Origin of the sequence: Bradyrhizobium diazoefficiens (assembly GCF_016612535.1) — a bacterium.
GTDB lineage: Bacteria > Pseudomonadota > Alphaproteobacteria > Rhizobiales > Xanthobacteraceae > Bradyrhizobium > Bradyrhizobium diazoefficiens_C.
Genome location: NZ_JAENXS010000003.1, coordinates 404,531 through 430,491, shown reverse-complemented (window position 1 = coordinate 430,491; position 25,961 = coordinate 404,531). Strand labels below are relative to the sequence as shown.

The 25,961-nt window shown below is 64.1% G+C and carries 24 protein-coding genes and 1 tRNA gene; 16 read left to right on the top strand and 9 right to left on the bottom strand.

Annotated features, from left to right (window positions below):
* The first annotated feature begins 13 nt into the window (after nucleotides 1-13).
* Nucleotides 14-1,216, top strand: coding sequence for an FAD-dependent monooxygenase (locus JJE66_RS33195; protein WP_200519982.1), 1,203 nt, complete (start codon nucleotides 14-16; stop codon nucleotides 1,214-1,216).
* A gap of 24 nt (nucleotides 1,217-1,240) precedes the next feature.
* Here JJE66_RS33195 and JJE66_RS33190 read toward each other — a convergent pair whose 3' ends face one another.
* Nucleotides 1,241-1,651, bottom strand: a complete 411-nt coding sequence (locus JJE66_RS33190) for a twin-arginine translocation pathway signal (protein WP_200519974.1) — start codon at nucleotides 1,649-1,651, stop codon at nucleotides 1,241-1,243.
* Nucleotides 1,652-1,823: 172 nt separating this feature from the next.
* Between JJE66_RS33190 and JJE66_RS33185 the strand changes: the two genes are divergently transcribed.
* The 3 genes from JJE66_RS33185 (at nucleotide 1,824) to JJE66_RS33175 (ending at nucleotide 3,536) form a co-directional block, all read left to right on the top strand.
* Nucleotides 1,824-1,912 (top strand) — tRNA-Leu (locus JJE66_RS33185).
* A gap of 180 nt (nucleotides 1,913-2,092) precedes the next feature.
* Nucleotides 2,093-3,343 (top strand): multidrug effflux MFS transporter, encoded by a 1,251-nt coding sequence (locus tag JJE66_RS33180; protein WP_200519972.1) that lies wholly within the window; start codon nucleotides 2,093-2,095, stop codon nucleotides 3,341-3,343.
* Between the two features lie 52 nt (nucleotides 3,344-3,395).
* Complete coding sequence (locus JJE66_RS33175) at nucleotides 3,396-3,536, top strand: hypothetical protein (RefSeq protein WP_200519970.1); 141 nt, start codon at nucleotides 3,396-3,398, stop codon at nucleotides 3,534-3,536.
* Between the two features lie 10 nt (nucleotides 3,537-3,546).
* On the opposite strand, the gene JJE66_RS33170 is transcribed toward JJE66_RS33175, so the two are convergent.
* Nucleotides 3,547-5,142 carry a glycosyltransferase family 39 protein gene (locus tag JJE66_RS33170; protein WP_409362862.1) on the bottom strand — a complete coding sequence of 532 codons (1,596 nt, stop codon included), beginning with the start codon at nucleotides 5,140-5,142 and terminating at the stop codon, nucleotides 3,547-3,549.
* Nucleotides 5,143-5,388: 246 nt separating this feature from the next.
* The gene (locus tag JJE66_RS33165) at nucleotides 5,389-6,999 is read right to left on the bottom strand and encodes an ABC transporter substrate-binding protein (protein ID WP_200519966.1); all 1,611 of its coding nucleotides are present in this window, start codon (nucleotides 6,997-6,999) and stop codon (nucleotides 5,389-5,391) included.
* Nucleotides 7,000-7,267: 268 nt separating this feature from the next.
* Between JJE66_RS33165 and JJE66_RS33160 the strand changes: the two genes are divergently transcribed.
* From JJE66_RS33160 to JJE66_RS33125, 8 genes are all read left to right on the top strand, one after another.
* Nucleotides 7,268-8,398 (top strand): M20/M25/M40 family metallo-hydrolase, encoded by a 1,131-nt coding sequence (locus JJE66_RS33160; protein ID WP_200519964.1) that lies wholly within the window; start codon nucleotides 7,268-7,270, stop codon nucleotides 8,396-8,398.
* 249 nt (nucleotides 8,399-8,647) lie between these two features.
* Entirely contained in the window at nucleotides 8,648-9,589 is a 942-nt protein-coding gene (locus JJE66_RS33155) for an ABC transporter permease (protein WP_200519963.1), read from the top strand.
* Between the two features lie 19 nt (nucleotides 9,590-9,608).
* Entirely contained in the window at nucleotides 9,609-10,496 is an 888-nt protein-coding gene (locus JJE66_RS33150; RefSeq protein WP_200519962.1) for an ABC transporter permease, read from the top strand.
* A 14-nt stretch (nucleotides 10,497-10,510) separates the two neighbouring features.
* The gene (locus tag JJE66_RS33145; protein ID WP_200520175.1) at nucleotides 10,511-12,160 is read left to right on the top strand and encodes an ABC transporter ATP-binding protein; all 1,650 of its coding nucleotides are present in this window, start codon (nucleotides 10,511-10,513) and stop codon (nucleotides 12,158-12,160) included.
* 300 nt (nucleotides 12,161-12,460) lie between these two features.
* Nucleotides 12,461-13,966, top strand: a complete 1,506-nt coding sequence (locus JJE66_RS33140) for a M81 family metallopeptidase (protein WP_200519961.1) — start codon at nucleotides 12,461-12,463, stop codon at nucleotides 13,964-13,966.
* A gap of 13 nt (nucleotides 13,967-13,979) precedes the next feature.
* Nucleotides 13,980-15,143, top strand: coding sequence for a M20 aminoacylase family protein (locus JJE66_RS33135; protein WP_200519960.1), 1,164 nt, complete (start codon nucleotides 13,980-13,982; stop codon nucleotides 15,141-15,143).
* A gap of 2 nt (nucleotides 15,144-15,145) precedes the next feature.
* Nucleotides 15,146-16,567, top strand: a complete 1,422-nt coding sequence (locus tag JJE66_RS33130) for an amidase (protein WP_200519959.1) — start codon at nucleotides 15,146-15,148, stop codon at nucleotides 16,565-16,567.
* Nucleotides 16,568-16,725: 158 nt separating this feature from the next.
* Entirely contained in the window at nucleotides 16,726-17,616 is an 891-nt protein-coding gene (locus JJE66_RS33125) for a crotonase/enoyl-CoA hydratase family protein (RefSeq protein WP_200519958.1), read from the top strand.
* 122 nt (nucleotides 17,617-17,738) lie between these two features.
* On the opposite strand, the gene JJE66_RS33120 is transcribed toward JJE66_RS33125, so the two are convergent.
* A complete protein-coding gene (locus JJE66_RS33120) occupies nucleotides 17,739-18,716 on the bottom strand; it encodes an NADPH:quinone oxidoreductase family protein (RefSeq protein WP_200519956.1) in 978 nt (325 codons plus the stop codon).
* The gene (locus tag JJE66_RS33115) at nucleotides 18,716-19,324 is read right to left on the bottom strand and encodes a 2-hydroxychromene-2-carboxylate isomerase (RefSeq protein ID WP_200519954.1); all 609 of its coding nucleotides are present in this window, start codon (nucleotides 19,322-19,324) and stop codon (nucleotides 18,716-18,718) included. The genes JJE66_RS33120 and JJE66_RS33115 overlap by 1 nt, the downstream gene beginning before the upstream one ends.
* A gap of 256 nt (nucleotides 19,325-19,580) precedes the next feature.
* On the opposite strand from JJE66_RS33115, the gene JJE66_RS33110 reads away from it, so the two are divergent.
* Together JJE66_RS33110 and JJE66_RS33105 are read left to right on the top strand one after the other, a co-directional pair.
* The gene (locus JJE66_RS33110; RefSeq protein WP_200519952.1) at nucleotides 19,581-20,603 is read left to right on the top strand and encodes a methionine synthase; all 1,023 of its coding nucleotides are present in this window, start codon (nucleotides 19,581-19,583) and stop codon (nucleotides 20,601-20,603) included.
* Nucleotides 20,603-20,836: a hypothetical protein gene (locus JJE66_RS33105; protein WP_210350017.1), complete on the top strand. Its 234-nt coding sequence runs from the start codon at nucleotides 20,603-20,605 to the stop codon at nucleotides 20,834-20,836. Before JJE66_RS33110 ends, JJE66_RS33105 begins: the two co-directional genes overlap by 1 nt.
* On the opposite strand, the gene JJE66_RS33100 is transcribed toward JJE66_RS33105, so the two are convergent.
* From JJE66_RS33100 to JJE66_RS33085, 4 genes are all read right to left on the bottom strand, one after another.
* Nucleotides 20,833-21,450 (bottom strand): hypothetical protein, encoded by a 618-nt coding sequence (locus JJE66_RS33100; protein WP_200519947.1) that lies wholly within the window; start codon nucleotides 21,448-21,450, stop codon nucleotides 20,833-20,835. The genes JJE66_RS33105 and JJE66_RS33100 overlap by 4 nt on opposite strands.
* Before the next feature lie 156 nt (nucleotides 21,451-21,606).
* Nucleotides 21,607-22,134, bottom strand: a complete 528-nt coding sequence (gene gpt / locus JJE66_RS33095; protein ID WP_200519946.1) for a xanthine phosphoribosyltransferase — start codon at nucleotides 22,132-22,134, stop codon at nucleotides 21,607-21,609.
* Between the two features lie 35 nt (nucleotides 22,135-22,169).
* On the bottom strand, nucleotides 22,170-22,505 hold the full coding sequence (locus JJE66_RS33090; protein WP_200519945.1) for a hypothetical protein: 336 nt from the start codon (nucleotides 22,503-22,505) through the stop codon (nucleotides 22,170-22,172).
* Between the two features lie 5 nt (nucleotides 22,506-22,510).
* Nucleotides 22,511-23,248 carry a molybdopterin-binding protein gene (locus JJE66_RS33085; protein WP_200519944.1) on the bottom strand — a complete coding sequence of 246 codons (738 nt, stop codon included), beginning with the start codon at nucleotides 23,246-23,248 and terminating at the stop codon, nucleotides 22,511-22,513.
* A gap of 277 nt (nucleotides 23,249-23,525) precedes the next feature.
* Between JJE66_RS33085 and JJE66_RS33080 the strand changes: the two genes are divergently transcribed.
* Nucleotides 23,526-24,944: a circularly permuted type 2 ATP-grasp protein gene (locus JJE66_RS33080; protein ID WP_200519943.1), complete on the top strand. Its 1,419-nt coding sequence runs from the start codon at nucleotides 23,526-23,528 to the stop codon at nucleotides 24,942-24,944.
* A gap of 4 nt (nucleotides 24,945-24,948) precedes the next feature.
* Nucleotides 24,949-25,893 (top strand): alpha-E domain-containing protein, encoded by a 945-nt coding sequence (locus JJE66_RS33075; protein ID WP_200519942.1) that lies wholly within the window; start codon nucleotides 24,949-24,951, stop codon nucleotides 25,891-25,893.
* Nucleotides 25,894-25,961: the final 68 nt, after the last annotated feature.

The window sequence follows — 25,961 nt, the reverse complement described above, 5'->3', positions numbered from 1 at the left end:
CCATCGGTCAGGCGTGGCTCTCCCCCGAACGATCGTCATTGCCGGCGCCGGAATCGGAGGACTGACGGCCGCGCTTGCGCTCGCCGCCCGCGGGTTTCGCATCGTCGTGCTGGAAAAGGCCGAGCGGCTCGAGGACGTCGGTGCCGGCCTGCAACTCTCCCCCAATGCCAGCCGTGTGCTGGTCGAGCTCGGTCTGACGGAGCGGCTGAAGTTGCGCGCGGTCGTCCCCGAGGCGGTCTCGATCATGAGCGCGCGCGCCGGCGGCGAATTGTTGCGCATGCCGCTCGGCGAGGCGGCCTCAGCGCGCGCCGGTGCCCCCTATTGGGTGGTGCATCGCGCCGACCTGCAATCCGCGCTCGCCGGCGCGGTCGCCGACCATCCTGATATCGATTTGAAGCTCGGTGCGACATTCGAGGATGTCGCGCCCCACGCCAGGGGGCTGACGGTGGTCCATCGCAGCGGCACGATCCGCCGCAGCGATCTCGCCAGCGTGCTGATCGGCGCCGATGGCATCTGGTCGACGGTCCGCCAGCATCTGTTTCCCGAGGTGCAGCCGCGCTTCTCGGGCTTGATCGCCTGGCGCGGCACGCTGGATGCCACGCAACTGCCGAAGGACTACACCGCACGACGGGTGCAGCTCTGGATGGGCCCGAATGCCCATCTGGTCGCGTACCCGATCGCGGGCGGCCGCCAGCTCAACGTCGTGGCGGTGCTGCCGGGCACCTGGAACAGGCCGGGCTGGAGCACGCCCGGCGATCCCTTCGAGGTGATGGACGCCTTCGCCGCGCCGCGCTGGCCGCCGACGGCGCGCATGATGCTGGCAACCGTGGACAGCTGGCGCAAATGGGCGCTGTTCGGCGTGGCCGATGGCTGCCCCTGGAGCAAGGGCCCGGTCGCGCTGCTCGGCGACGCCGTGCACGCGATGCTGCCGTTCGCAGCCCAAGGTGCCGGCATGGCGATCGAGGATGCGGCGGTGCTGGCCCGGCATCTGAGCCTCGAGACCGCCGAGGACGCAGGCAGCGTCGCGGCCGCGCTGGAGCAATATGGCCGGGCGCGCCAGGCCCGTGTCAGGCGGGTGCAGCGTACGGCGCGGCAGCAGGGCCGCATCTATCATCTGGGCGGCCCATTCGCACTCGCGCGAGATGTCGCGATCCGTACGCTCGGGCCGGACCGCATGCTGGCGCGGCAGGACTGGATCTACGGCTGGCGTCCCTGACACGGAGGCCGCCGCCGCGGCCTCTTAGCGTTTCGGAGCGGGCTTGATATTCGGTCGCTGCGGAGCAGCGGTCGACGGCACCGCATCGGGCGGCGTTTCCCGGCACTTGTTGCGGCGCCAGGCGTCGTCGGCCAATTGCGCCGAGCCACGGACCGCGACGTAATCGTTGCGATAGGCGAGCTCGGACACGACGGCACCGCCGGTCCCGGTCTCCGCCTTGTCCATCAGCCTCTGCAAATCCGCGGTGCGGGTAGCGAGCGCCTTGCGCTCGCCCTCGAGCTGCTTGCAATCGTACAATTCGTATTTGGCAGGATCAGCAAAGGCCGGAGCGATCGTCTCGCTCATGCCGGCGCAGCCGGACAGTGCGAAACCGGCCGCGAACAGCGCGGCAACCGCGCCACCAAGGCGGAGGGAAGAGGAAAGCGAAGCAAGCATGGGTCGAAAAATAGTCCCCGTGGATTGAGAATGCCTAAAGCAGGGCCAGATGTCCGGATTGAGGCTTTGCCTTGTGCCGCTGGCTCGCTTAAGGAAGAACCCCCTGTCCGACCCATACGCACCAATTCCAGACGGCTGGACGGGACTTAAGTGTTTGATCTCGTTGGATCAAGCGGGCATGGCGGAATTGGTAGACGCAAGGGACTTAAAATCCCTCGGTGCGCAAGCGCTGTGCCGGTTCGACCCCGGCTGCCCGCACCACACGATCCGACGACGCTGGCTGCGCCCACAGCATGATTCAGAAGCCGACCAGCACCGCCGCGATCTGGACGAAGCTGCCTCCGATCGACATTCGCCCCGCCTGACAGCCATCCCGAAACATGGGTTGTGCGATGCAACATCGACGTTAGATAACGGCCTCTGAAATCAGAGGTGAGCTGCTTGTCCGACGTCAATGCCGACGATTGGGTGTCCTCGGGACACCGTCCGATGGGTTTTCCCGAATTCGTTGTCGTGATCGCGTCCATCATGGCGCTGAATCCGCTTGCGATGGACATGATGCTGCCGGCGCTGCCCAATATCGGGGCAGCCTTCAACATCCCCGTCGCCAACCATCTCCAGCTCGTGCTGTCGACCTTCCTGATCGGTTTCGGCGCGGGCCAGTTCATCATGGGCCCCTTGTCCGACCGCTTCGGCCGCCGCCCGGTGCTGCTCGGCGGCATGGCGGTCTACGCGGTGGCGAGCGTGCTCGCGGTCGCAGCCCCCTCGTTCGAGACCCTGCTGCTCGCACGTGCGCTCCAGGGGCTCGGCACGTCGGCGACGCGCGTGATCGCGACCTCGATCGTGCGCGACTGTTATGTCGGCCGCCGCATGGCGAGCGTGATGTCGCTGGCGATGATGGTGTTCATCGCCGTGCCCGTGATTGCGCCGTCGTTCGGACAGGCGGTGCTGCTCGTCTCACAATGGCGCGGCATCTTCGTCGTGCTGATGCTCTACGGCCTGCTCGCACTGGCGTGGAGCGTCTGGCGGTTGCCAGAGACGCTGCCTCAGTCGGAGCGCAGGTCGCTTGCCCCCGCCGATTTGCTGTCAGCCTTCCGCCAGACCGTGACCAACCGCCAGACCATCGGCTACGCGGTCGCCGCCGGCAGCGTCATGGGCGCGCTGTTCGCTTACGTGTTCTCCGCGCAGCAGGTCTTCACCGGCATCTATCACCTCGGCCATTACTTCCCGCTCGCCTTCGCTGCGATCGCAGCCGGCACCGCCATCGCCGGCTTCCTCAACGCCAGATTTGTCGGCACCCTCGGCATGCGCGTGATCTCGCACGGCGCCTTGACGCTCTACACCGTGGTCGCCGGCGTGATGCTGCTGACGGAAAGTCTCGGCGCGCTGCCGCTTGCCCTGTTCATGGTGCTTTCCGCCCTGATGATGTTCTCGTTCGGCATGATGGTCGCGAACTTCACCGCGCTCGCGATGGAGCCGCAGGGCCACATCGCCGGCACGGCCTCCTCCCTCTATGGCTCGATCACGACCCTGATCGGCATCGTTGTCGGCATGGCTATCGGGCAGAGCTTTGACGGCACGCTGCTGCCGTTCTCGATCGGGTTCTTCCTGTCGACGCTCTCAGCTTTGGCGATCGTGCTGGTGGTGGAGAAGGGACGGCTGTTCAAGCCGCATCATCACCCCATCGCGTGAGGAACTGACCGGCGGCCTCGATGTTGTATTGCAGCAATTCGAAAGGCGCTCAATGGAACCGGAACGCAGCGAAGATCGTCACGAGTCGGATCAGCAACCGACGGAGCGTTCGCAGCCGAGCGCCAAGCAGGCCGCATTCACCCCGCCGTTCGCGTTCGAAGGACTTGAACGCGTGCGCGACAGCCACTGCTGAAAGACGAACGCTATTCCGGACTACGCTTGCTGGCGCTGAAATCCTGCGCGGCGCTCTCGGGCGGCGCGCGGTCCGCACGTGGCGGCACCATCAGCACGACAATGTCCCGCGTCAGGCCGGGCCGCCCCCAGAGCGAAGCCTGCACGGTGAATTCCCGCCTGACAAAGGTTCCGGCCTGCGCAGACACCAACTGCATCCATCGGCCGCAATAGTCCTGTCCTCGGAAACAGAGTGCGGCCCACCCGCGGTCGAGCGTTGTGTTGCGCGGCCGCCCCCAATCATATTGGTGCTCGAACGGCCGCGCATAATGCGGATGATCCGGGCTGTAGAAGGCCGTGGCGAAAGCGAGCGAATCGTCGCCACTGACGGCGCCGAGCGGCTCGCCGGTCAGCTCGCGCCATTGCCGGGTGAGCTCGCCCGCGGCTTGCGCGTAGAAATTCCGTCCCTCTTCATAGCCGTGGATGTTGCGGTAGATGGCGTGGATTGGTGCTGCGACCAGCACGGCGACCAGCGCAACGCCGGCGACGACGACCGTGGCGTTGACGGTGTAGAAGCGTTCGACCGGATAGCGGGCGCCGCAGACGACGAGCACGACGAACAGGAACAACCCCTGCAAGGCCCATAGCGACGGCAGGTCCGTTCCCATCGCGAGCGATGTCAGGACCGGCAGCGCGATCGTGCCGATGGCGACATGGAAGAGAAGCCGAAGGCCCGGGCTCATCGCGGCGAAGTCGGCCGGAAACTGTTTGAGGCGCCGGCCCGCAATGAACACCCAGGTGACGGCCGCAACGCTGATGGCCGCGATGAGGCCCAGCGCGAAATTCTTCGCGTCACTGAGCGAGCTCACGGCATCGCCGTTGGCGTGGCTCAGCGCGTAGGTGAAGGTCGATGCGCCCGTGGTGACGAGCCAGTAGATGTGCGGCGACAGCACGGCAAACCCGGTGACGGCCGATATCCACGGCGAAGCGGAGGTGAAATAGGCGCGCCGCGCCGGATGCGCCAGCGCGGCAAGCGCAAAGCTCGCGACCAGGAAGATCGAATAATATTTTCCAACCATGGCGAGGGCCGTGGTGCATCCAACTGCGACCGCCCAGAACACGCTGCGGGTCTCGAATGCGCGCAGGAAACACCACGTGGCGAGTGGCCAGGTTGCGAGCAGTACGGCGTTGGCGTTGAAGCGCTGGGCGTGAAATTGATAGGCCGGCGTCAGCATCAGGAGCAGCAGCACCAGGATGCGCTTGTGCCCGGTCACGAATTGCCGCGCGACCAGATCGACGAAGAAAAGCGCGAGCCCCGCATTCACCATCGCCATCAACTGCAGCGACCAGTCGCTGAGCGGGAAGACGAAGGTCCAGCTAGCGGCGACCCAACCCATCAGCGGCGGATGCTTGTGATAACCCCAGGCGAAATTCCGTCCCAGCGTCCAGGCCTCGAACGTATCCGGATGCAGGCCGCCTCCGGCATAGGCGATGACGAGATAGAGCGTCCAGATCGCAACGAAGCACGCAATGAGAAGCGGTACGCCCCAGCCCGCCTCCACGCCGTCGAGCCAGCGCAGCAACGGCCGCCGCCAGCGCGCCGGCGCGCGATCGGAACGTTCGGCCATCGCCTGAAGCGCAAAATCGATCGGCAAGGGAATCAAATCGAGGGATTCAAATCGAGGAGAGGAAAGTGATGTTCGAAGACGAACCATCTATTTCAGATCGGAAACAAATAGCAATGATTGGATTTTGGAAGGGTTAAAGGCTCCCCGGCTCTCACCGAAACAGTGACGGCGAAAAGACAACGGCGCCACTGATGACAGCGGCGCCGCGTGATGATCGGGACCAAGGCGCGGGATGCGCCCCTTGCCCTACTCCGACTTGTCGATGTTCCAGAACACCGGGGTCGCCGGGCCGTCGAGCACGCCGTTGAGCGACTTCCGCCAGGCGCTCGGCGCTTGATACTGGCCGAGCGGGATGTAGATCACCTGATCATAGGCTTCCTTCTGGATCTCGGTCGCGATCTTCTTCTGATCGTCGAGCGAGGGGGCGCGGACGAAGTCGTCCTTGAGCTTCTCGATCTTGGCGTCCTCCGCCCAGCCGAACCAGCCGCCCTTCTTGCCCTGGCCGCCGATCGAGAGGTTGGAGATCGGGTTGGATACGTCGGCGCTGACCCAGTTGGTGAAGAACATGTTCCAGCCACCTTCCTTGGGAGGCTTCTGGCTGGCGCGACGGCTCACGACGGTCTGCCAGTCGGTGGCCTGGAGGTCGACCTTGAAGCCTGCTTCACGGAGCGCCTGCGCAGCGACGACAGGCTGGGCCTTCAGCGTCGTCACGTCACCCGGCGCCATGATCACGACGGGCGTACCATCATAACCGGATTCCGCGAGCAGCTTCTTGGCTTCCGCCATGCCGTTGCCCTTGACCAGCGATTCCGAGCCGACGTCGGTTGCGAACGGCGTGTCGCAGATGAAGAAGGCGCCGCAGATCTTGTAGTACTTCGGATTGCCGATCAGCGCGTCGAGAACATCCTTCTGCTTCATCGCCAGCAATGCCGCGCGCCGAATCTTGACGTTGTCAAAGGGCGGATAGAGGAAGTTCATGCGTCCGAGCGTCTGGAAGCCGAACTTGTTCAGCACTTCGACCTTGAGGTCCGGATTCCCCTCAAGGACCGGCACGAGATCGAACGACGGGTTCTCCAGGAAATCGATGTCACCCGACTGAAGGGCGTTCACCGCGGTCTGCGAGTCCGGCATGGTCACCCATTCGACGCGGTCGACCTTCACGACCTTGCCGCCTGCGGTCCAGCTCGCCGGCTCCTTGCGCGGCACATAGTCGGTGTTCTTGACATAGACCGCCTTCACGCCGGGCTGGAATTCGCCCTGCACGAACTTGAAGGGGCCGGAACCGATCTGCTCGGGAATCGGCTTGTCCGGCGGCGTCTCGGCGAGGCGCTTCGGCATCATGAAGGCGACGCGCGAGGACGGCTTGCCGATCGATTCCAATACCAGGCTGTAGGGCTCCTTGAGCTTCAGCGTGATGGTCTTGGGATCGGTCGCTTCGATGCTTGCGGTGAACTGCATCAACTGCTGGCCCATGCCGTCAACCGCAGCCCATCGCTTCAGCGAGGCGACGCAGTCTTCCGCCGTCACCGGCGCACCGTCATGCCATTTCAGGCCGTCGCGCAGCGTAAAGGTGTAGGTGAGCTTGTCGTCGGAGATCTTCCAGTCCGCCATCTGCGGCTGGATCTTGAAGTTCGCATCCGTCGCGATCAGCGTGTCATAGATCATATAACCATGATCGCGCGTGATGTAGGCGGTGGTGAAGATCGGATCGATGATACGCAGATCCGAATGCATCACCGCGGTGATGGTCTTGCCGGCAGCGAGCACTGGCGAGGCCAGCGCGGTCGAAAGCGCGACGACCGACAGCGCAAGTTTGGAGGCGAACGCGCGACGCCCCCGGCGCATCAACTGGAACATAGAAAGTTTCTCCTGACGTGAAACTGTTCAAAGGCAGGTTATTGGTTAAGCATTCGGTTCGTTCTTTAGGCGAACTAACCTCATGCATGCCTTTATCTTTTCGAGACTTGCAGACAGTGTTGAGCGCGTCAATCCGGTTTCGGTGCAGCCCATGGCATCGCACGCACGGGCTCCACAAAGATCGGTTTGGCTCTACAACTCTCATCGCTTGTCCTGCCCGCGCTGATGCAATGCGCATTCCATCTTTCGAAGCTTGAGAGACATTAAGATGAATCCAGCCAATCTTCCCTTCGATTCCGAGGCCATGCTCGAAGGCCTGCGCAACTGGGTGGAATGCGAAAGCCCGACCTGGGACGCGAATGCGGTCAACCGCATGCTTGATATCGCGGCGCGGGATATGGCGATCATGGGTGCGACCATCGAGCGCATCGCCGGCCGGCAGGGCTTTGGCGGCGTCATCCGGGCGCGCTTCCCGCATCCGAAGCAGGGCGAGCCCGGTATCCTGATCGCCGGGCACATGGATACCGTCCACCCGGTCGGCACCATCGAGAAGCTGAAATGGCGCCGCGAAGGCAACAGATGTTACGGCCCCGGCATCTATGACATGAAGGGCGGCAACTATCTCTCGCTGGAAGCGATCCGGCAGCTGGCGCGCGCCTCCTTCACCACGCCGCTGCCGATCACCATCCTGTTCACACCGGACGAGGAAGTCGGCACGCCCTCGACGCGCGACATCATCGAGGCGGAAGCCGCGCGCAACAAATACGTGCTGGTGCCCGAGCCCGGCCGCGCCGACAACGGCGTCACCACCGGACGTTACGCCATCGCGCGTTTCAATCTTGAAGCGACCGGGCGCCCGAGCCACGCCGGCGCGACATTGTCGGCGGGACGGTCGGCGATCCGCGAGATGGCGCGGCAGATTCTGGCCATCGACGCCATGACGACGGAGGATTGCACCTTTTCGGTCGGCGTCGTGCATGGCGGCCAATGGGTCAATTGCGTTGCAACGACCGCCACTGGCGAAGCGCTGTCCATGGCCAAGCGCCAGGCCGATCTCGACCGCGGCGTCGAGCGGATGCTGGCGCTGTCGGGCACCGCCAATGACGTGGGTTTCAAGGTCACGCGCGGCGTCACGCGGCCGGTGTGGGAGCCGGATGCGGGCACGATGGCGCTCTATGAAAAGGCGCGCGGCATCGCCGAACAGCTCGGCGCAAAGCTGCCGCATGCGAGCTCCGGCGGCGGCTCCGACGGCAACTTCACCGGCGCGATGGGCATCCCGACGCTCGACGGCCTCGGCGTGCGCGGCGGCAACGGCCACACGCTGGAGGAGTATATCGAGATCGAAAGTCTGGTCGAACGCGGCCGGCTGATGGCGGGCCTGTTGGCGACGCTGGAGTGATACTGCAGCCCAGCATCGGCAAAGGAGCGCTTTTTCGCGCGCCGTGCCCACCATTCCAGCGGAAGCATGGTCGCAAAGGGTGGGTACGCTTCGCTTTGCCCGCCCTGCGAGGAAGCCGCCATCGAAAGCCGGACATGGCGCCATGTGTGGTATGACGCCCCCGATGGCACAGGAATTGCTGAAATGTTAGGCTGATGGCAAGGTGCCAACGGCATCTCGCCGATTTGACTCTAATCTGACGGATCCAACGTGCTCGGATATCTCTTACGTCGAATTCTGGCCGCGGTGCCCGTGATGGGCGTCGTCGCGCTGTTCGTGTTCCTGCTGCTGCGGCTGACGCCGGGCGATCCGGCTGCAATTCTCGCCGGCGACAACGCCACACCCGAGCGGCTCGAACGTATCCGCACCTCACTCGGTCTCAACGAGCCGCTGATCGTGCAGTTCATCACCTGGGTGAACAAGCTGCTGCACGGCGATCTCGGAACGTCGCTGATCTCCAATCTGCCGGTCGTGAAGATGATCGGCCAGCGTGTTGAGCCGTCGATCTCGATCGCGCTGTCGACCATCATCCTCGCCGTCGTCGTTGCGGTGCCGCTCGGCGTGATCGCGGCCTGGAAGCACGGCACGTGGATCGACCGCTTCGTGATGGGCCTGTCCGTGCTCGGATTCTCGGTGCCGGTGTTCGTGATCGGCTATGTCCTGATCCAGGTGTTTGCGATCGACTTGCGCTGGGTGCCGGTGCAGGGCTTCAAGAGCATCTCGAGCGGCTTCGGGCCGTTCTTCGAACGCATCATCCTGCCAACCTGTGCGCTCTCCTTCATCTACATCGCCCTGATCGCGCGCATGACGCGCGCGGCGATGCTCGACGTGCTTGGCGAGGATTATGTCCGCACCGCCCGCGCGAAGGGCATCAACGAGGTCGCGGTCATGATGCGGCACGCGCTGCGCAACGCCGCCGTGCCAGTGATCACCGTGATCGGCACCGGCTTCGCGCTTTTGATCTCCGGCGTCGTCGTCACCGAGAGCGTGTTCAACATCCCCGGCATCGGCCGCCTCACGGTGGACGCGGTGCTGGCGCGCGACTATCCGGTGATCCAGGCGATGATCCTGCTGACGTCGCTGATCTACGTCGTCGTCAATCTTCTGATCGACGTCGCCTACACACTTCTTGATCCCAGGATCAGATACTGAGGCAAGGATAACAACAAAAATGTCGGTCGATACCCTTCCCCAGTCGTCCATTCCGATCACGTCGCCGTTGCGGCCGCGCTTCGGATTCCTCACCTCGACACCGATCATCGCCACGGCAACGGTGTTGCTCGCATTGATCGTGCTGATCTCGATCCTTGCGCCGCTGATCGCGCCGCATGATCCGATCCAGCTCGCGCCCTCGCTGCGGCTTAAGCCCTCCTCGGCGCAATTCCTGCTCGGCACTGACGCCTATGGCCGCGACCTGCTGTCGCGCGTCATCTATGGCGGTCGTATCTCGCTTCTGATCGGCATCGGCTCGGCGATCCTGTCGATCGTCATTGGCCTCGCAATCGGCCTCGTCTCCGGCTTCTTCAAGCTGGTCGATGCCGTGATGATGCGCATCATGGACGGACTGATGGCGATGCCGAGCATTCTGCTGGCGATCGCCGTGGTGTCGCTGTCCGGCGCGAGCATCTGGACCGTGCTGATCGCGATCACCATCCCCGAAATCCCGCGCGTCGCTCGCCTGGTGCGCTCTGTCGTGCTGTCGGCGCGCGAAGAGCCCTATGTGGAAGCCGCGATCTCGGTCGGCTCCTCGCTGCCGAAGATCATGTGGCGGCATTTGATGCCGAACACGATCGCACCGCTGATCGTCCAGGGCACCTATGTCTGCGCGTCGGCGATCCTCACCGAGGCGATCCTGTCCTTCCTCGGCGCCGGCATCTCCCCGGAAACGCCGACCTGGGGCAACATCATGGCCGAGGGCCGCCAGTATTTTCAGCTCAAGCCGACGCTGATCTTCTGGCCGGGCCTGCTGCTCTCGATCGCCATTCTCAGCATCAACCTGATCGGCGACGCCGCCCGTGACGCACTCGATCCCCGCATGAAGCAGCGGGAGGGCAAGTAATGGCCAATCAAGCGATGTCCAACCCAGTTCTCGACATCAACAGCCTCGTCGTCTCCGTCGGCAGGAAGCCGGGCGGGCCGAAGATCCTCGACGGCATCTCGATCCAAGTCCACCAGGGCGAGACGCTGTGCCTCGTGGGCGAAAGCGGCTCGGGCAAGTCGGTGACCTCGCTCACCACCATGGGCCTGCTGCCGAAGGGCACGCTGGTTCCGACCGGTGGCAGCGTCAAACTCGTCGGCGAGGAGATCCTCACCGCCACCGATCGCCGCCTGCGCCAGTTGCGCGCGACGCAGATGGCGATGATCTTCCAGGAGCCGATGACCGCGCTCAATCCGGTGGTCCACGTCGGCCGCCAGATCGACGAAGTCCTGCGGGCCCACACCAACCTCGACGCCAGGGCGCGCAAGAAGCGCATCCTCGACATGATGGAGCAGGTCCGCCTGCCCCAGGTCGAGCGCATCTTCGCTTCCTATCCGCACCGCCTCTCCGGCGGCCAACGCCAGCGCATCATGATCGCGATGGCACTTGTGCTTGAGCCGAAGCTTCTCATTGCCGACGAGCCGACCACTGCGCTCGACGTCACCACGCAGAAGCAGATTCTAACTCTGATCCGCGACCTCCAGCGCGATCACGGCACGGCTGTCCTGTTCATCACCCATGACATGGGCGTGGTTGCCGAGATCGCCGATCGCGTCGCCGTGATGCGACAGGGCCGGCTGGTCGAAACCGGCACGCTGGATTCGATCCTGCGCAATCCGACCATGGAGTACACCCGCAACCTGCTCTCTGCGGTGCCGAGCCTGGTGCCGCGCGCTCCACGCGAGGACAGCAAGGAACCGGTGGTGCTGGAAGCCAACGACCTCAGCAAGGTCTACAAGGAGCGTGCGTTCTTCGGCAAAGGCCGTGAGGTCGTTGCCGCCGACAAGGTCACGCTGACGCTGCGCAAGGGCCGCACCCTCGGCATCGTCGGTGAAAGTGGTTCGGGGAAGTCGACGGTGGCACGCTGCATCGTCCGCCTGATCGATCCGACCTCCGGCGGCGTCCGCCTCGCCGGCCGCGAAATCTCCGACATTTCGCGGCGCCTGCTGCAACCGCACCGGCAGAAGATCCAGATCGTGTTCCAGGATCCCTACCGCTCGCTCAACCCGCGCGTCACCGTCGGCGAGAGCATCGCGGAAGGCCCGATCAATTACGGCGTCGTGCATGCGGATGCGATGAAGCGCGCACGCGAGCTGCTCGAGCTCGTCGGCCTGCCGGCCGACGCGGTGTCGCGCTATCCGCATCAGTTCTCCGGCGGCCAGCGCCAGCGCATTGCGATTGCCCGCGCGCTCGCGCTCGATCCGGACGTGCTGGTCGCGGACGAAGCGGTCTCGGCGCTCGACGTCTCCGTGCAGGCGCAGGTGCTGGACCTGCTCGACGAGATCCAGAAGCGGCTCGGCATCGCCATCCTGTTCATCACCCACGATCTGCGTGTCGCAGCCCAGATCTGCGACGAGGTCGTGGTGATGCAGCACGGCCGCGTCGTCGAACAGGGCCCGGCCGCCGAGGTGCTAACGCATCCGCAGGAGGCCTACACCAGGGCCTTGCTCGAGGCGGCGCCGGGCCGTGGCTGGGACTTTGCGAACTTCCGGCCGGTGTCGGAAAGCGTGGCGGCCACTCTGTAGCAACACTCTCCAGTGTCGTCCCGGCGAAGGCCGGGACCCATACCGCGGAATTTCTCGATCGCGCGTGGCGCTAGTTCCGAACTTCTAGTCTTCGCCAAACTTCTCCCTGGGGGTATGGGTCCCGGCCTTCGCCGGGACGACACCGAGAGTGTGTTTGGCGGAGCCGTTCACAACACAAAGCGCATCCGCAGCATTCCCAAAACGATCTGACCCTATGCATGGCGCGAGTGCTTCCCACCTTGCTCTCGCCGCCGACCCAAGGCTAACGTCCCGCACCTTTGATTGCCTGGACTTGAATTGATGACACGCATCGCCGTCGGCGGCTTCCTGCACGAGACCAACACCTTCGCTCCGACGAAGGCGACCTTTGCGGACTTCCAGCACGGCGGCGGCTGGCCGGCGATGACGCAAGGCGCCGATGTATTGAAGGTGATGCGGCGCATCAATGTCGGCCTCGCTGGTTTCGCCGACAGCGCTGAAGCGAACGGCTGGGAACTCGTTCCGACGATCGCCTGCGGCGCGAGCCCTTCGGCGCATGTCACCAAGGACGCCTTCGAGCGCATCGTGAAGGTGATGGTCGACGGCATCGCGGCCGCAGGCCCCATTGACGCGGTCTATCTTGACCTGCATGGCGCGATGGTCACCGAGCATCTCGATGACGGCGAAGGCGAGATTTTGGCGCGCGTGCGCCGCGTCATCGGCAAGGACGTGCCGCTGGTCGCGAGCCTCGACCTGCACGCCAACGTCACGCCCGAGATGATCGAACATGCGGACGCGCTGATCGCTTACCGCACCTATCCGCATGTCGACATGGCCGACACCGGCCGCGCCTCCGCGCGCCACCTCGCCCTGCTTCTGAAGACGAAGCAGCGCTTCGCGAAGTCGTTCCGCCAATTGCCGTTCCTGATCGCGATCAGCTGGCAATGCACCAACGACTACCCCACCAAGGGCATCTACGAAAATCTCGCTGCGCTGGAAAGCGATGCGGTTCCGACCCTCTCATTCGCGCCGGGCTTCCCTGCCGCCGATTTTTACGATTGCGGGCCGAGCGTGTTCGCCTACGGCAAGACGCAAGCCGATGCCGACCGCGCCGCGGATGCGATCGTGAAATTGATCGAAAGTCACGAGGACGATTTCGACGGCAAGATTTGGTCGCCCGATGACGGCGTGCGCCACGCCATGGAACTCTCGAAGAACGCGAGCAAGCCGATCATCATCGCCGACACCCAGGACAATCCCGGCGCCGGCGGCGATTCCGACACCACGGGCATGCTGCGCGCGCTGGTGCGCAACAAGGCCAGTGCCGCGACCGGCGCGATCTACGATCCCGAGTCGGCCAGGGCCGCGCATGCGGCCGGCGTTGGCGCCACCGTCACGCTCTCGCTCGGTGGCAAGTCCGGCATTCCCGGCGACGAGCCCTGCACCGAGACCTTCATCGTCGAAAAGCTCTCCGACGGCCGCTTCATCGCGCCCGGCCCCTATTATGGCGGCCGCGAGATGGAGATGGGCCCCTCCGCGGCCTTGCGCATCGGCGACGTCCGAATCGTCGTCTCCTCGCACAAGGCCCAGCTCGCCGACCAGGCGATGTATCGCTATGTCGGCATCGAGCCGACGGCAGAAAAGATTCTGGTCAACAAGAGCTCGGTGCATTTCCGCGCCGATTTCGAGCCCATTGCCGAAAAGCTGATGATCTGCGCCGCGCCCGGCGCGATGCCGGCCGACACCGCGTCACTGCCTTGGACGCGCCTGCGTCCGGGAATCCGCATCAAGCCGAACGGTCCCGTTTTCACGCCCCCTTCACGCTAACCGGACAGGACACATGCCCACCATCGAACGCATCGACGGCTACGCCGACGAACTCACCGCCATCCGCCGCGATATCCACGCCCATCCCGAGATCGGCTTCGAGGAGGTCCGCACCTCCGGCATCGTCGCCGACAAGCTGAAGGGCTGGGGCATCGAGGTGCATCGCGGCCTCGGCGGCACCGGCGTGATCGGCGTCATCAAGGGCAAGGGCTCGAGCGGCAAGCGCATCGGCCTGCGTGCCGACATGGACGCGCTGCCGATGGAGGAGAACACCAATCTGAAATGGAGTTCGAAAATCCCTGGCCGCTTCCATGGCTGCGGCCATGATGGCCACACCACCATGCTGCTCGGCACCGCGCGCTATCTCGCCGAGACCAAAAATTTCGACGGCACCGTGCACCTGATCTTCCAGCCGGCCGAGGAAGGCCTCGGCGGCGCGCGTGCGATGATCAAGGACGGGCTGTTCGAGAAATTCCCCTGCGACGAGCTCTACGGCCTGCACAACGCACCCGACCTCAACCACGGCGAGATCGCGATCCTGCCGGGCCCGGCCATGGCCAGCGCCGATTTCTTCGACCTCCGCATCACCGGCTATGGCGCCCATGGCGCGATGCCCGAACGCTCCAAGGACGCGGTGATCATCGCGACCACGCTGGCGCAGGCGATCCAGACGGTCGTCAGTCGCAACGTCGAGCCGCTCCAGGCTGCGGTGGTCTCGATCACGCAGATTCACGCCGGTTCCGCCTACAACGTCATTCCCGGCGAAGCGCATCTTTGCGGCACCATCCGCACCTTCTCGAAGGAAGTCCGTGCCCTGATCAGCCAACGCATCCGCACGATCTGCGCCGGCATCGCGAGCGCCTACAGTTGCGAGATCGACGTCGACATCCGCGACACCTTCAACGTGCTGGTCAACCAGGTCGAGCAGTCCAAGGTGGTCGAGGACGTCGCACACACCATCGTCGACCCGGCCAACGTGATCACCCGCACCCAGCCGAAGATGGGCAGCGAGGATTTCGCCGACATGCTGGAAACAATTCCGGGCGCCTATTTCTGGATCGGCCATGACGGCTCGGTGCCCGTGCACAATCCCGGCTTTGTGCTCGACGACAAGATCCTGCCGATCGGCGCCAGCATGTTCGCGCGGATCATCGAAACCCGCATGCCGGTGGGTTAGCAATGCAGAAAAAGAGCGTCGAAGAGGCGGTCACCTCGCTGCACGATCTCTCCGCGGTCGATCTGATCGCGGGCTATCGCGCCAGACAGTTCTCGCCGAGCGAGGTGCTGGAGGATTTGCTCGCGCATGTCGCTGCGTGGGAGCCGCATCTCAAGGCGCTCTATGCGTTCGACCCCGACAGCGCACGCGAGGCGGCAAAGGCCTCGACAGCGCGCTGGTCCGGGGGCGAGCCGTCCGGCCCGCTCGACGGCGTGCCTGTGACGGTGAAGGACAACATCGCGACCAAGGGCGTGCCGGTGCCGCTGGGGGCTGCGAGCGTCAAGCTCGTGCCCGCCGAGAAGGACGCCCCGCCAGCCGCGCGCCTGCGTGAAGCAGGCGCCATCATCTTCGCCAAGACCACCATGCCCGATTACGGCATGCTGTCCTCAGGGCTTTCCAGCTTCCATGCGCTCGCGCGCAATCCCTGGGACCTTTCCAAGAATCCCGGCGGCTCGAGCGCGGGCGCAGGTGCGGCTGCGGCGGCCGGTTATGGTCCGCTGCATCTCGGCACCGACATCGGCGGCTCGGTGCGCCTGCCGGCAGGCTGGTGCGGCCTCGTCGGCCTGAAGCCGAGCTTCGGCCGCGTGCCGATCGATCCCGCCTATGTCGGCCGCGTCGCCGGCCCCATGACCCGCACGGTCGATGATTGCGCGCTGATGATGAGCGTGATCGCAAAGCCCGACCGGCGCGACGGCACGAGCCTGCCCGCCGAGCCCCTCAACTGGAAAGGCCTGGAGAAATCTCCGCGCAAACTGCGGATCGGCCTGATGCTCGACGCCGGCGTCGGCCTGCCGGCGGAAAAGCCGGTCCGTGACGTCGCGGTGCAAGCCGCCAAGGCGTTCGAATCCGCAGGTAGTGTCGTCACCGAAATCGACGGCATCCTCACGCGCGAGATGCTCGATGGTCTCGACAATTTCTGGCGCGCCCGGATGTGGGACGATCTGTCGAAGCTGACGCCGGCCGAACAGGAAAAGGTGTTGCCCTATATCTTCAAATGGGGCGAAGCTGGCGCCAAGCTGTCGGGTATCGACGTCATCCGCGGCTTCAACCAGACCATGGCGATCCGCGCGGCGGCGTCGGAGCTGTTCTGCGAGCTCGACTATGTCGTCTCGCCGACTGCGCCAAACGCAAACTATCCGGCGGACTGGGCCTCGCCCACCAACGATCCGATGAGACCGTTTGAGCACATCTGCTACACCGTGCCGTGGAATATGTCGGAGAATCCCGCCGTCTCCATCAACGGCGGCTTCGACGCCAAGGGCTTTCCCATCGGCGTGCAGATCGTCGGCCGCCGCTTCGACGATATCGGCGTGCTCGGCATGGCCAAGGCGTTCGAAGGCCTGCGTGGCCCGCAGAAGCCCTGGCCCAAGCCGCCGAAGCACTGACGTCATCAATCCTGCCAGACTGCGACATGACCGGGCTTGCCGCGGCCATTGTCGTTTGGATACTCAAGGACAAGGGCATGCCCAGTCCGCGCAAGACGGACCGTGGCGCGCATGCATGACGTCTTCTCAAGACTGCGTTCAAGAAGGAAGGGAACACCATGGCGTATGAGACGATCAAATACGAGGTCGCCGAGCAGATCCTCACCATCACGCTGAACCGGCCCGACAAGCTCAACGCCTTCAACGCGCAGATGCAGGCCGAGCTGATCGAGGCGTTCGACGCCGCCGACAAGGACGATAATGTCCGCGCCATCGTCGTCACCGGCGCCGGCCGCGGCTTTTGCGCGGGCGCTGACCTCTCCTCCGGTGCGGATACGTTCGATCGCGACGCGCGGCGCGGACCGGTCAAACGGTTTGCCGACGGCAAGGTCGATTACAGCGACCCGCAGGTGCGCGATGGCGGCGGCCAGGTGACCTTGCGCATCTTCAAGTGCCTGAAGCCCGTCATCGCCGCGGTGAACGGTCCCGCCGTCGGCATCGGCGTCACCATGCAGCTTGCGATGGACATCCGCATCGCATCCGACGCCGCACGCTTCGGCTTCGTATTCTCCCAGCGCGGCATCGTGCCCGAGGCGGCCTCGAGCTGGTTCCTGCCCCGCATCGTCGGCATCTCGCAGGCGCTGGAATGGTGCTATTCGGGCCGCGTCTTCCCGGCGCAGGAGGCGCTCGCCGGCCGTCTCGTCAGCAAGGTCGTCGCTCCCGATGATCTTCTGCCGACCGCGCGTGCCCTCGCCAAGGAATTTGCGGCAAAGACCGCGCCGGTCTCGGTGGCGCTGATCCGCCAGATGATGTGGCGCATGATGGGCGCCGACGATCCGATGGAAGCCCACAAGGTCGACAGCCGCGGCATCTACGCCCGCGGCCGCTCCGACGATGTCAAGGAAGGCGTGGTGTCGTTCCTGGAGAAGCGCCCGGCGCAATTCAAGAACAAGGTGTCGAGCGATATGCCGGATTATTTTCCGTGGTGGAGCGAGCGGGAGTATAAGTAGCTTCGTAGGGTGGGTTAGCCTTGTGGCTGCGCGAAGCGCAGTCGCTGGGCGTAACCCACCTCTTTCGTATCCGCAGCGACAGAAGTGGTGGGTTACGCCTTCGGCTAACCCACCCTACGTTCTCACTCCATCATCAGCGCCACCCGCCCGATCGCCTTGCGGTCGAGCAACAGCCGCATCGCCTTCGCAAAATCCTCCAGCGGCAGTCGGTGCGAGACCTTCGGGCGCAGCTTGCCCTCCTCCGCCCAAGCCAGCAGCGCCTTCAGGCGCACCTCGCCGAGCACGGGATTTTTCCGCACGGCCTCTCCGGCGCGCACGCCGAGCACGCTGGCGCCCTTGATCAGCAGCAGATTGGTTTTTGCCAAGCCGATGCCGCCTGTGAAGCCGATCACCAGCAGCCTTGCGCCCCAGGCGATGCAGCGCATCGAGTTCTCGAACACCTCGCCACCGACGGGATCGAACACGACATCCGCGCCGCGGCCATCGGTGATGCGCTTGACGGCATCGCGGAACGGCTCGCGATCGTAGCGCACGAGATGATCGGCGCCGCGCGATTTCGCAATCGCAAGCTTTTCGTCGCTGGAGGCCGTCGCGATCACGGTCGCGCCCAGCATCTTGCCGATCTCGACGGCAGCTAATCCCACGCCGCCGCCGGCGCCGTGCACCAGGAGCACCTCGCCCGGCTCGACCCTGCCGCGGTCGATCAGCGCGTGATAGGCGGTGCCGTGACCGGCGAGATAGGTCGCAGCTTCCGCATAGTCGAACGTCGACGGCATCGGCGTGAGCTGCGACGGCGTCACCACGGCTTCGTCGGTGAAGGCGCCGTGGCGCATCTTGACGATGACCTTGTCGCCGACGGCGACACCTCTTGCCTCCACGCCGACCTCGGTCACGTGGCCGGCGGCTTCCATGCCAGGCGTGAACGGCAGCTCGGGCTTGAGCTGATATTCGCCGGCCGCCATCAGCACGTCAGGGAAATTCAGCCCGGCGGCGCGGATCGCGACGCGAACTTCGCCCGGCTTCAGGGCGCGCGACGGAAACTCCTCCAGCCGCAACGTCTCGGGCGCGCCGAGTGCGCGACAGACGACAGCCCGCACCATCAGGCTGCGCTCGCCTTGCTGCGCATCAGTGCCTCGCGGATCAGCGGCAGGCGATCATTGCCGAAATACATGTCGGTCTTGTCAAGAAAGATCGTCGGCGAACCGAAGCCGCCGCGGGCGACGACCTCTTCCGTATTAGCCTTGAGCTTGTCCTTGATCGCCTGATCCGAGATGCCTGCGAAGAATTTCTGCTCGTCGACGCCGACCTTCTTGCAGATCTCGGCGAGCACAGCATCCTGAGAGATATCCTTGTCCTCGCCCCAATAGGCCTCGAACACGGCGGTTGCGAACGGCACCATCTCCTTACCCAGCCAAATGCAGCCGCGCATGACCTTGACGCTGTTCACCGGAAACATCGTCGGCGGCATCTTGATCGCGAGGTCCGCCGAGCGCGCCCAGTCCTGAAGATCCTTCTTCATGTAACGCGCCTTCAGCGGCACCGGCGTCTCGCGTTGCGCATAGACGCTCGGATTGACCGTGTTGAAGATGCCGCCGACCAGGATCGGCCGCCAACTGATCTCGGCGCCCAGCTCCTTGGCCAGCGGCTGGATGTTGTGGAAGGCGAGATAGGTCCAGGGACTGGAACAGTCGAAGAAGAATTCGATCATGGCGTTTCCTTTTTGTGCCTCCGTGCCGCTGTCTCCTCGTCATTGCGAGCGAAGCGACTTGTCCGCCGAAGCCCCGGCGAAGGCGGAAGCAATCCAGAGTGCCACCGCGGAGACAGTCTGGATTGCTTCGTCACAAGTGCTCTTCGCAATGATGACGTGGCGCCTGCTCGGCGCACGGCACGACTTTTGTTGTTCTGTACCTAGACGTTAAGACATGGCAGACAGAGGCGCAATCACAACCCGCCGGGAGGGACCCATGCTGTTTCCAACCACGATCGCCGGATCCCTGCCCAAGCCGGAATGGCTCGCCGAGCCCAACATGCTCTGGGCGCCCTGGAAATCGCAAGGTGACGAGCTCGTCCGCGCCAAGCGCGACGCGACCATGCTTGCCATAAAAGTCCAGGAGGACGCCGGCATCGACATCGTTACCGAGGGCGAGCAGGCCCGGCAGCATTTCGTGCACGGTTTCCTGGAGAAGATCGACGGCATCGACTTCGCCCACAAGGTCGAGATGGGCATCCGCAAGGATCGCTACAAGGCGATGGTGCCGCAGGTGGTCGCGCCGCTCCGGCTGAAGGGACGCGTCCATGCCGACGAGGCACGCGTGGCGCGCACGCACACGAAGAAGAAGTTGAAATTCACCCTGCCCGGCCCGATGACCATCATCGACACGATTGCGGACCGCTACTATGGCGACCGCGTCAAGATGGCGTTCGCCTTCGCCGAGCTCTTGAACGAGGAGGCCAAGGCGCTGCAGGCCGACGGCGTCGATCTCGTGCAGTTCGACGAGCCCGCCTTCAACGTCTACATGGACGAGGTCAACGATTGGGGCATCAAGGCGCTGGAACGTGCCGCGCAAGGGCTCACCTGCGCCACCGCCGTCCACATCTGCTACGGCTACGGCATCAAGGCCAATACAGACTGGAAGGAGACCCTCGGCACGCAATGGCGGCAGTACGAGCAGATCTTTCCGGCGATCGATGCCAGCCCGATCCAGCAGGTCGCGATCGAGTGCCGCAATTCGAAGGTCCCGCTCGATCTACTAGCCCTGCTCAAGACCAAGGTCGTGCAGGCCGGCGTGATCGACGTCGCCAGCGACACGGTCGAGACCGCCGAGGACGTCGTCAAGGTGATCGACGCGGTGTCGAAATTCGTACCCAAGAGCAACATCGTCGCGACCACCAATTGCGGCATGGCGCCGATGCGGCGCGAGATCGCCGAGGCCAAGCTGATGGCACTCGGTGCAGGCGCGGCGCTTGCACGCGAGAAGCTGGGGTGATGGCGGTGATCCGTCTCGCACTCGTTATCGCCGCGCTTGCAGCGCTCGCGTTGCCGGCACACGCGGAGGACCGCTCCGTGCTGCTCCACTGCAAAGCGATGGTCGAACGGGCATCGAAGGATGCAGGCACGGCAAGCGAAGCCGAGCTGATCCGCTGCCGCCAGGTCATCCGCGAATGGGCGCTGCGCGACGCGCGGATGACCGTCGACGAACAAGGGCGACCGCTGCACTAGCTCGCAGCCGTCGGATGCAACACGATTTTATAACCGGCGTTCAGCGTGCGTAGCGTCGACGGCGGCGTCAGCAGCATCGCATGATCGAATTCGCGCTCGGCGCGGACGTAACCTGCCGGCGACCACAGTAGAGCCTCGCCTTGCGTCACCAGAAAACTCTCCTCGTCCTGCTGCACCATCGCGCCCTCGGGAAGCTGATCGAGTGGCATCAACAGCTCGTGCAGCCGCTTCCTGCCGTTGTCGAGCCGTTCATGGTGCAGCACCGTGTCGATGTCGTGCATGCGGACATCGTGTACACGATTGCCCTTTTCCCACGCCGCGCGAAAACGGTTGGCGTCGTCGCGCCGGCAGTAGAAGCAGGGGCGATGGCCGGCGGCGAGCGCCGTGGCTTCGTCCAGGAAGAACAGCTCGGTCCAGCTTCGCTGCGCCATCACCTCGCGGCGGCGGCCGCGGAATTCGCAAGTGCAGGTCAGCCAGGCCGGGGTCGACCAGCGCTTCTTGAGCAGCGTCTTGGTCGCGGGATCGTGGATGATGCCGCGATTGCCGGTGAACAGGCCCCGGTAAGGCGTGGCGATGATCTCGCCGGTGGGGGTGACGCGATTTTGCAGCGGCATATCGCAATTCTTGTTCTCCCTCTCCTCGTTGTTGCGGGCAGAGGATCGGGGTGAGGGGCTGCCTTTACAAATATGGTGAGAGACGGGCTCGCGGAAGCTCCCCCTCGCCGGCGCTTCGGCGCGACCTCTCCCCGCAAGCGGGGCGAGGTAAGAAAGCTACGCCGCCCCGTCGCGGAGCGGCGGGTGGTAGGAGAGCGCGGTATCCCACGGGAAGAATATCCACGTATCCTGCGACACCTCTGTGATGAAGGTATCGACCAGCGGCCGCCCCTTCGGCTTGGCGTAGACGGTGGCGAAATGCGCATCCGGCAGCATCTCGCGGACCAGCTTGCCGGTCTTGCCGGTGTCGACGAGATCGTCGACGATCAGGAGCCCCTTGCCGGTGCCGCCGCCGAGCTTCATCGCCTGTTCTGAAATTCCCTTGAGGATTTGGAGCTCGCCCTGCTTGTCGTGATCGTAGCTGGCGATGCAGACCGTATCGATCACGCGCACCCCCAGCTCGCGCGCCACGATCGCGGCCGGCACCAGGCCGCCGCGGGTGATGGCGATGACGGCATGGAACGGGCCGACCTCATTGAGCCGCCAGGTCAGCGCCCGGCAATCCCGGTGGAATTGGTCCCACGAGACCGGAAAGGGCCTTCCCGCCCGCTCCTCCGCGCTCAGTTCTGGTGCTTCACCAGCCATTGTCGTCTCCTATCTCTCCAATCCGCTTGGGATCATCAACTCACATATCGATCCAAGAAAAGCACCGATACGAAAAAGCCTAAGTAGAGCAATGTTGCCCGAAACATCTGTCGCACGCGATGGCGGACCACCTGAATGTACGCCTGAAGATCGGTCGGCTGCACGGCAATCTGAGCCTCGAGGATGTTTGGTCCCGGAAAATTGACGCCTGGCCAGTCGAGTTGCCAAAAGAACGTCGTCAGTCCAATCGAATAGTTTCCAATGCGGCGGTAGATTTGCCATCGTTGCCATTGAAGAATTGCGCCGGCGATCATCAAGCAAACAAAAGGGACCCCGAGCGCGACCGCTAGCGCGAGATCTCGCTTGGTCACGGCTCTCAGCCCTTCGCGCCCAGGGTCCCTAGCATGTCCTTCACTGCCGCCATCGCTGCCGCCAGCTTGTCAGCATCGCGCGAACGCACCACCAGATTGGTGTTCGGCTTCGAGTCCTCGTCCATGAAGGGATAGCTGCCGATAATGGTGTCGGGGTGCTCGGCCGCGATCGCTCGCAGCGGGCCGCCGATATCGCCTTCCCGCGCGTTGGCGCGGACCGATTCGGACAGCATGCGCACGCCGGATTTCAGCTTGGGCGAGACGATGTCCATCATCGCCTGCATGATCGAGGGCACGCCCGCCATGACGATGACATTGCCGATCTTGAAGCCGGGCGCGAGGATGGTGGCGCTCTGGATCAGCTCGGCGCCCTCGGGGATGCGGGCCATACGCAGCCGGGCCTCGTTGAGGTCCTGCTCGCTCCAGCGCTCGCGGAAACGCGCGACCACTTCGGGATGGTGGTCGATGCCGACGCCAAAAGCCTTGGCGATGCTGTCGGCGGTGATGTCGTCGTGGGTCGGCCCGATTCCGCCGGTGGTGAAGACATAGGTGTAGCGTTGCCGCAGTGCATTCAGAGCGGCGATGATGTCGTCCTCGTCGTCGGAGACGACCCGGACTTCCTTCAGGTCGATGCCGATATTGGTCAGGTATTCGGCGATGAAGCCAATATTCTTGTCCTTGGTCCGGCCGGACAGGATTTCATCCCCGATGACCAGAATGCCCGCCGTGACGATCTCGCTCATGCCTGAAGTCCCTCACCTCTTCAGCCGACTTTGCCGAGGTAACGCGTTGAAGTCACGCGGTTTTGCTGCCGAAATAAGCAGTCCTCAGCCATTTTTTCAGGCACGTTGCCGGCCATATCAGGCAAATGCCCTTTCTCCATGCTTATCGCGCTGGCCCGCCCCTTGCTACCACATGAAAGTCATGCACTCTTGCCGCATGGCCAGGACGTTGCGGTCTTCACCAAGGCCTCGCGACCTGTCAAATGGCGCAACGCCTTGCGGAGACAAGTCGGGATCTATGGCAGTCGCGTTTGACGAAATGAATATTCCCGGCGGGGACCTTCGCCCCGCCTATCAGGAGCTGGCGCGCTGGCTCAAGGAGACGCCTCCCGAGGCGCTCGAATATCGCCGCCAGGAGGCTGAACTCCTGTTCCGCCGGATCGGCATCACCTTCGCTGTCTATGGCGAATCCGAGTCCACCGAACGCCTGATCCCCTTCGACGTGATCCCGCGGATCATGTCCGGCAAGGAATGGACCCTGCTGGAGAAGGGCCTGAAGCAGCGCGTGCGCGCGCTCAATATGTTCCTGCGCGACATCTATCATGGCCGCGACATCCTCCGTGCCGAGATCGTGCCCGACGATCTGATCTTCCAGAATCCGGTGTTCCGCCCCGAGATGAACGGCCAGCAGGTGCCGCACGACGTCTACGTGCACATCGCCGGCATCGATATCATCAGGGTCGATGCCGAGCACTTCATCGTGTTGGAGGACAATGCCCGCACACCCTCCGGCGTGTCCTACATGCTGGAAAACCGCGAGATCATGATGCGGCTGTTTCCGGATCTGTTCGCCCGCCACAGGGTGGCGCCGGTGGAGCGCTATCCGGACGAGCTCCTCTCCGCTCTTCGCTCGGTCGCGCCGAACGGTGCCTCGGGCGAACCGACCGTCGCTCTCCTGACACCCGGCGTTTACAACTCCGCCTATTACGAGCACTCCTTCCTCGCCGACAAGCTCGGCATCGAGCTCGTCGAAGGCCGCGACCTCATCGTCAAGAACAACGAGGTCTTCATGCGGACGACGGAAGGGGTGAAACGGGTCGACGTGATCTACCGCCGCGTCGATGACGATTACCTCGATCCCCTCACTTTCCGCCCCGACTCCGCGCTCGGCGTCCCCGGCCTGATGTCGGCCTATGCCGCCGGCAACATCACGCTCGCCAACGCCGTCGGCACCGGCATCGCCGACGACAAGGCGATCTACTCTTACATGCCGGAAATCGTGAAATTCTACCTCGGCGAGGAGCCGATCCTGAAGAACGTTCAGACCTGGCGCTGCCGCGAGCCGAAAGATCTGGCCTACGTGCTCGACCATCTCGGCGATCTCGTCGTCAAGGAAGTCCACGGCTCCGGCGGCTACGGCATGTTGATCGGCCCCGCCGCGACCAAGGCAACGATCGAAGCCTTCCGCGAGAAGCTCAAGCGCGAGCCGGAAGGTTTCATCGCGCAGCCGACGCTGGCGCTCTCGACCTGCCCGACCTGCACGGCCTCTGGCCTTGCGCCGCGCCACGTGGACCTGCGGCCCTTCGTGCTCACCGGCAGCAAGAGCACGACGATCGTCCCGGGCGGGCTCACCCGCGTCGCGCTCAAGGAAGGCTCGCTCGTGGTGAATTCGAGTCAGGGCGGCGGCACCAAAGATACCTGGATTTTGGACGAGTAGAGAGATGCTGTCGCGTACCGCCGAAAACCTCTATTGGCTCGCCCGCTACGTCGAACGGGCCGAATATCTCGCGCGCACCATCGATGCGACGCTGCGCGTCACCGCGCTTCCCGCCGCCTATATCGGCAAGACCAACGAATGGGACTCGGCGCTGCTCACCGCAGGCGTCGCCGCGAGCTTCTATGAGCAATACAAGGAAGCCAACGAGACCAATGTCGTCGAGTACCTGTCATTCTCGCCGAACAATCCGTCCTCGATCAGGAACTGCATCGAGGCGGCGCGCCTGAACTCGCGTTCGGTGCGCACCGCGCTGACCAGCGAGATGTGGGACACCATCAATTCGGCCTGGATCGAATTGCAGGAAGTCTGGAGCAAGGGCACCTCGACGCGCGAAGACCTGGCAAAATTCCTCCGCTTCGTGCAGGAGACCTCGCTGCGCTTCGATGGCTCGGCCTACCGGACCATGCTGCGCAACGACGCCTACTGGTTCTCGCGGCTCGGCCTGCACCTGGAGCGCGCCGACAACACCGCACGCATCCTCGATGTGAAGTACCACGTGCTGCTGCCCGAGGAAGAACATGTCGGCGGCCCGCTCGACTTCTATCAGTGGAGTTCGATCCTGCGCTCGGTGTCGGCGCTGACGGCCTATCACTGGGTCTATCGCGAGACGCTGAAACCCTGGCTGGTCGCGGATCTGCTCATCCTCAACGGCACGCTGCCGCGCTCGCTTGCGAGCTGCTACGACAATCTCACGCGCAACCTTGACCAGATCGGCGTCGCCTATGGCCGCCAGGGCCCGGCCCAGCGCCACGCCCGCGGCATCCGCAACCGGCTCGAACACAGCAACATGAATGACATTTTCCAGCATGGCGTGCATGAATTCATTCAGGAATTCATCGTCGACAATTCCAGGCTGGGCGAAATCATCGCGAAGCAGTATTTGATCTGATACTGCTGTCGTTCCGATGTGGGCCGCAGGGCGAGCCCGGAATGACGACACCAGAACAACGGTCCACC

Excerpts from the sequence above, each read along its gene's own strand:
- JJE66_RS33190 (WP_200519974.1), bottom strand. The coding sequence starts at position 1,651 with ATGCTTGCTTCGCTTTCCTCTTCCCTCCGCCTTGGTGGCGCGGTTGCC.
- JJE66_RS33175 (WP_200519970.1), top strand. The coding sequence starts at position 3,396 with ATGGAACCGGAACGCAGCGAAGATCGTCACGAGTCGGATCAGCAACCG.
- JJE66_RS33170 (WP_409362862.1), bottom strand. The coding sequence starts at position 5,142 with ATGGCCGAACGTTCCGATCGCGCGCCGGCGCGCTGGCGGCGGCCGTTG.
- JJE66_RS33165 (WP_200519966.1), bottom strand. The coding sequence starts at position 6,999 with ATGTTCCAGTTGATGCGCCGGGGGCGTCGCGCGTTCGCCTCCAAACTT.
- JJE66_RS33160 (WP_200519964.1), top strand. The coding sequence starts at position 7,268 with ATGAATCCAGCCAATCTTCCCTTCGATTCCGAGGCCATGCTCGAAGGC.
- JJE66_RS33150 (WP_200519962.1), top strand. The coding sequence starts at position 9,609 with ATGTCGGTCGATACCCTTCCCCAGTCGTCCATTCCGATCACGTCGCCG.
- JJE66_RS33145 (WP_200520175.1), top strand. The coding sequence starts at position 10,511 with ATGTCCAACCCAGTTCTCGACATCAACAGCCTCGTCGTCTCCGTCGGC.
- JJE66_RS33140 (WP_200519961.1), top strand. The coding sequence starts at position 12,461 with ATGACACGCATCGCCGTCGGCGGCTTCCTGCACGAGACCAACACCTTC.
- JJE66_RS33135 (WP_200519960.1), top strand. The coding sequence starts at position 13,980 with ATGCCCACCATCGAACGCATCGACGGCTACGCCGACGAACTCACCGCC.
- JJE66_RS33130 (WP_200519959.1), top strand. The coding sequence starts at position 15,146 with ATGCAGAAAAAGAGCGTCGAAGAGGCGGTCACCTCGCTGCACGATCTC.
- JJE66_RS33125 (WP_200519958.1), top strand. The coding sequence starts at position 16,726 with ATGGCGTATGAGACGATCAAATACGAGGTCGCCGAGCAGATCCTCACC.
- JJE66_RS33120 (WP_200519956.1), bottom strand. The coding sequence starts at position 18,716 with ATGGTGCGGGCTGTCGTCTGTCGCGCACTCGGCGCGCCCGAGACGTTG.
- JJE66_RS33115 (WP_200519954.1), bottom strand. The coding sequence starts at position 19,324 with ATGATCGAATTCTTCTTCGACTGTTCCAGTCCCTGGACCTATCTCGCC.
- JJE66_RS33110 (WP_200519952.1), top strand. The coding sequence starts at position 19,581 with ATGCTGTTTCCAACCACGATCGCCGGATCCCTGCCCAAGCCGGAATGG.
- JJE66_RS33105 (WP_210350017.1), top strand. The coding sequence starts at position 20,603 with ATGGCGGTGATCCGTCTCGCACTCGTTATCGCCGCGCTTGCAGCGCTC.
- JJE66_RS33100 (WP_200519947.1), bottom strand. The coding sequence starts at position 21,450 with ATGCCGCTGCAAAATCGCGTCACCCCCACCGGCGAGATCATCGCCACG.
- gpt (WP_200519946.1), bottom strand. The coding sequence starts at position 22,134 with ATGGCTGGTGAAGCACCAGAACTGAGCGCGGAGGAGCGGGCGGGAAGG.
- JJE66_RS33085 (WP_200519944.1), bottom strand. The coding sequence starts at position 23,248 with ATGAGCGAGATCGTCACGGCGGGCATTCTGGTCATCGGGGATGAAATC.
- JJE66_RS33080 (WP_200519943.1), top strand. The coding sequence starts at position 23,526 with ATGGCAGTCGCGTTTGACGAAATGAATATTCCCGGCGGGGACCTTCGC.
- JJE66_RS33075 (WP_200519942.1), top strand. The coding sequence starts at position 24,949 with ATGCTGTCGCGTACCGCCGAAAACCTCTATTGGCTCGCCCGCTACGTC.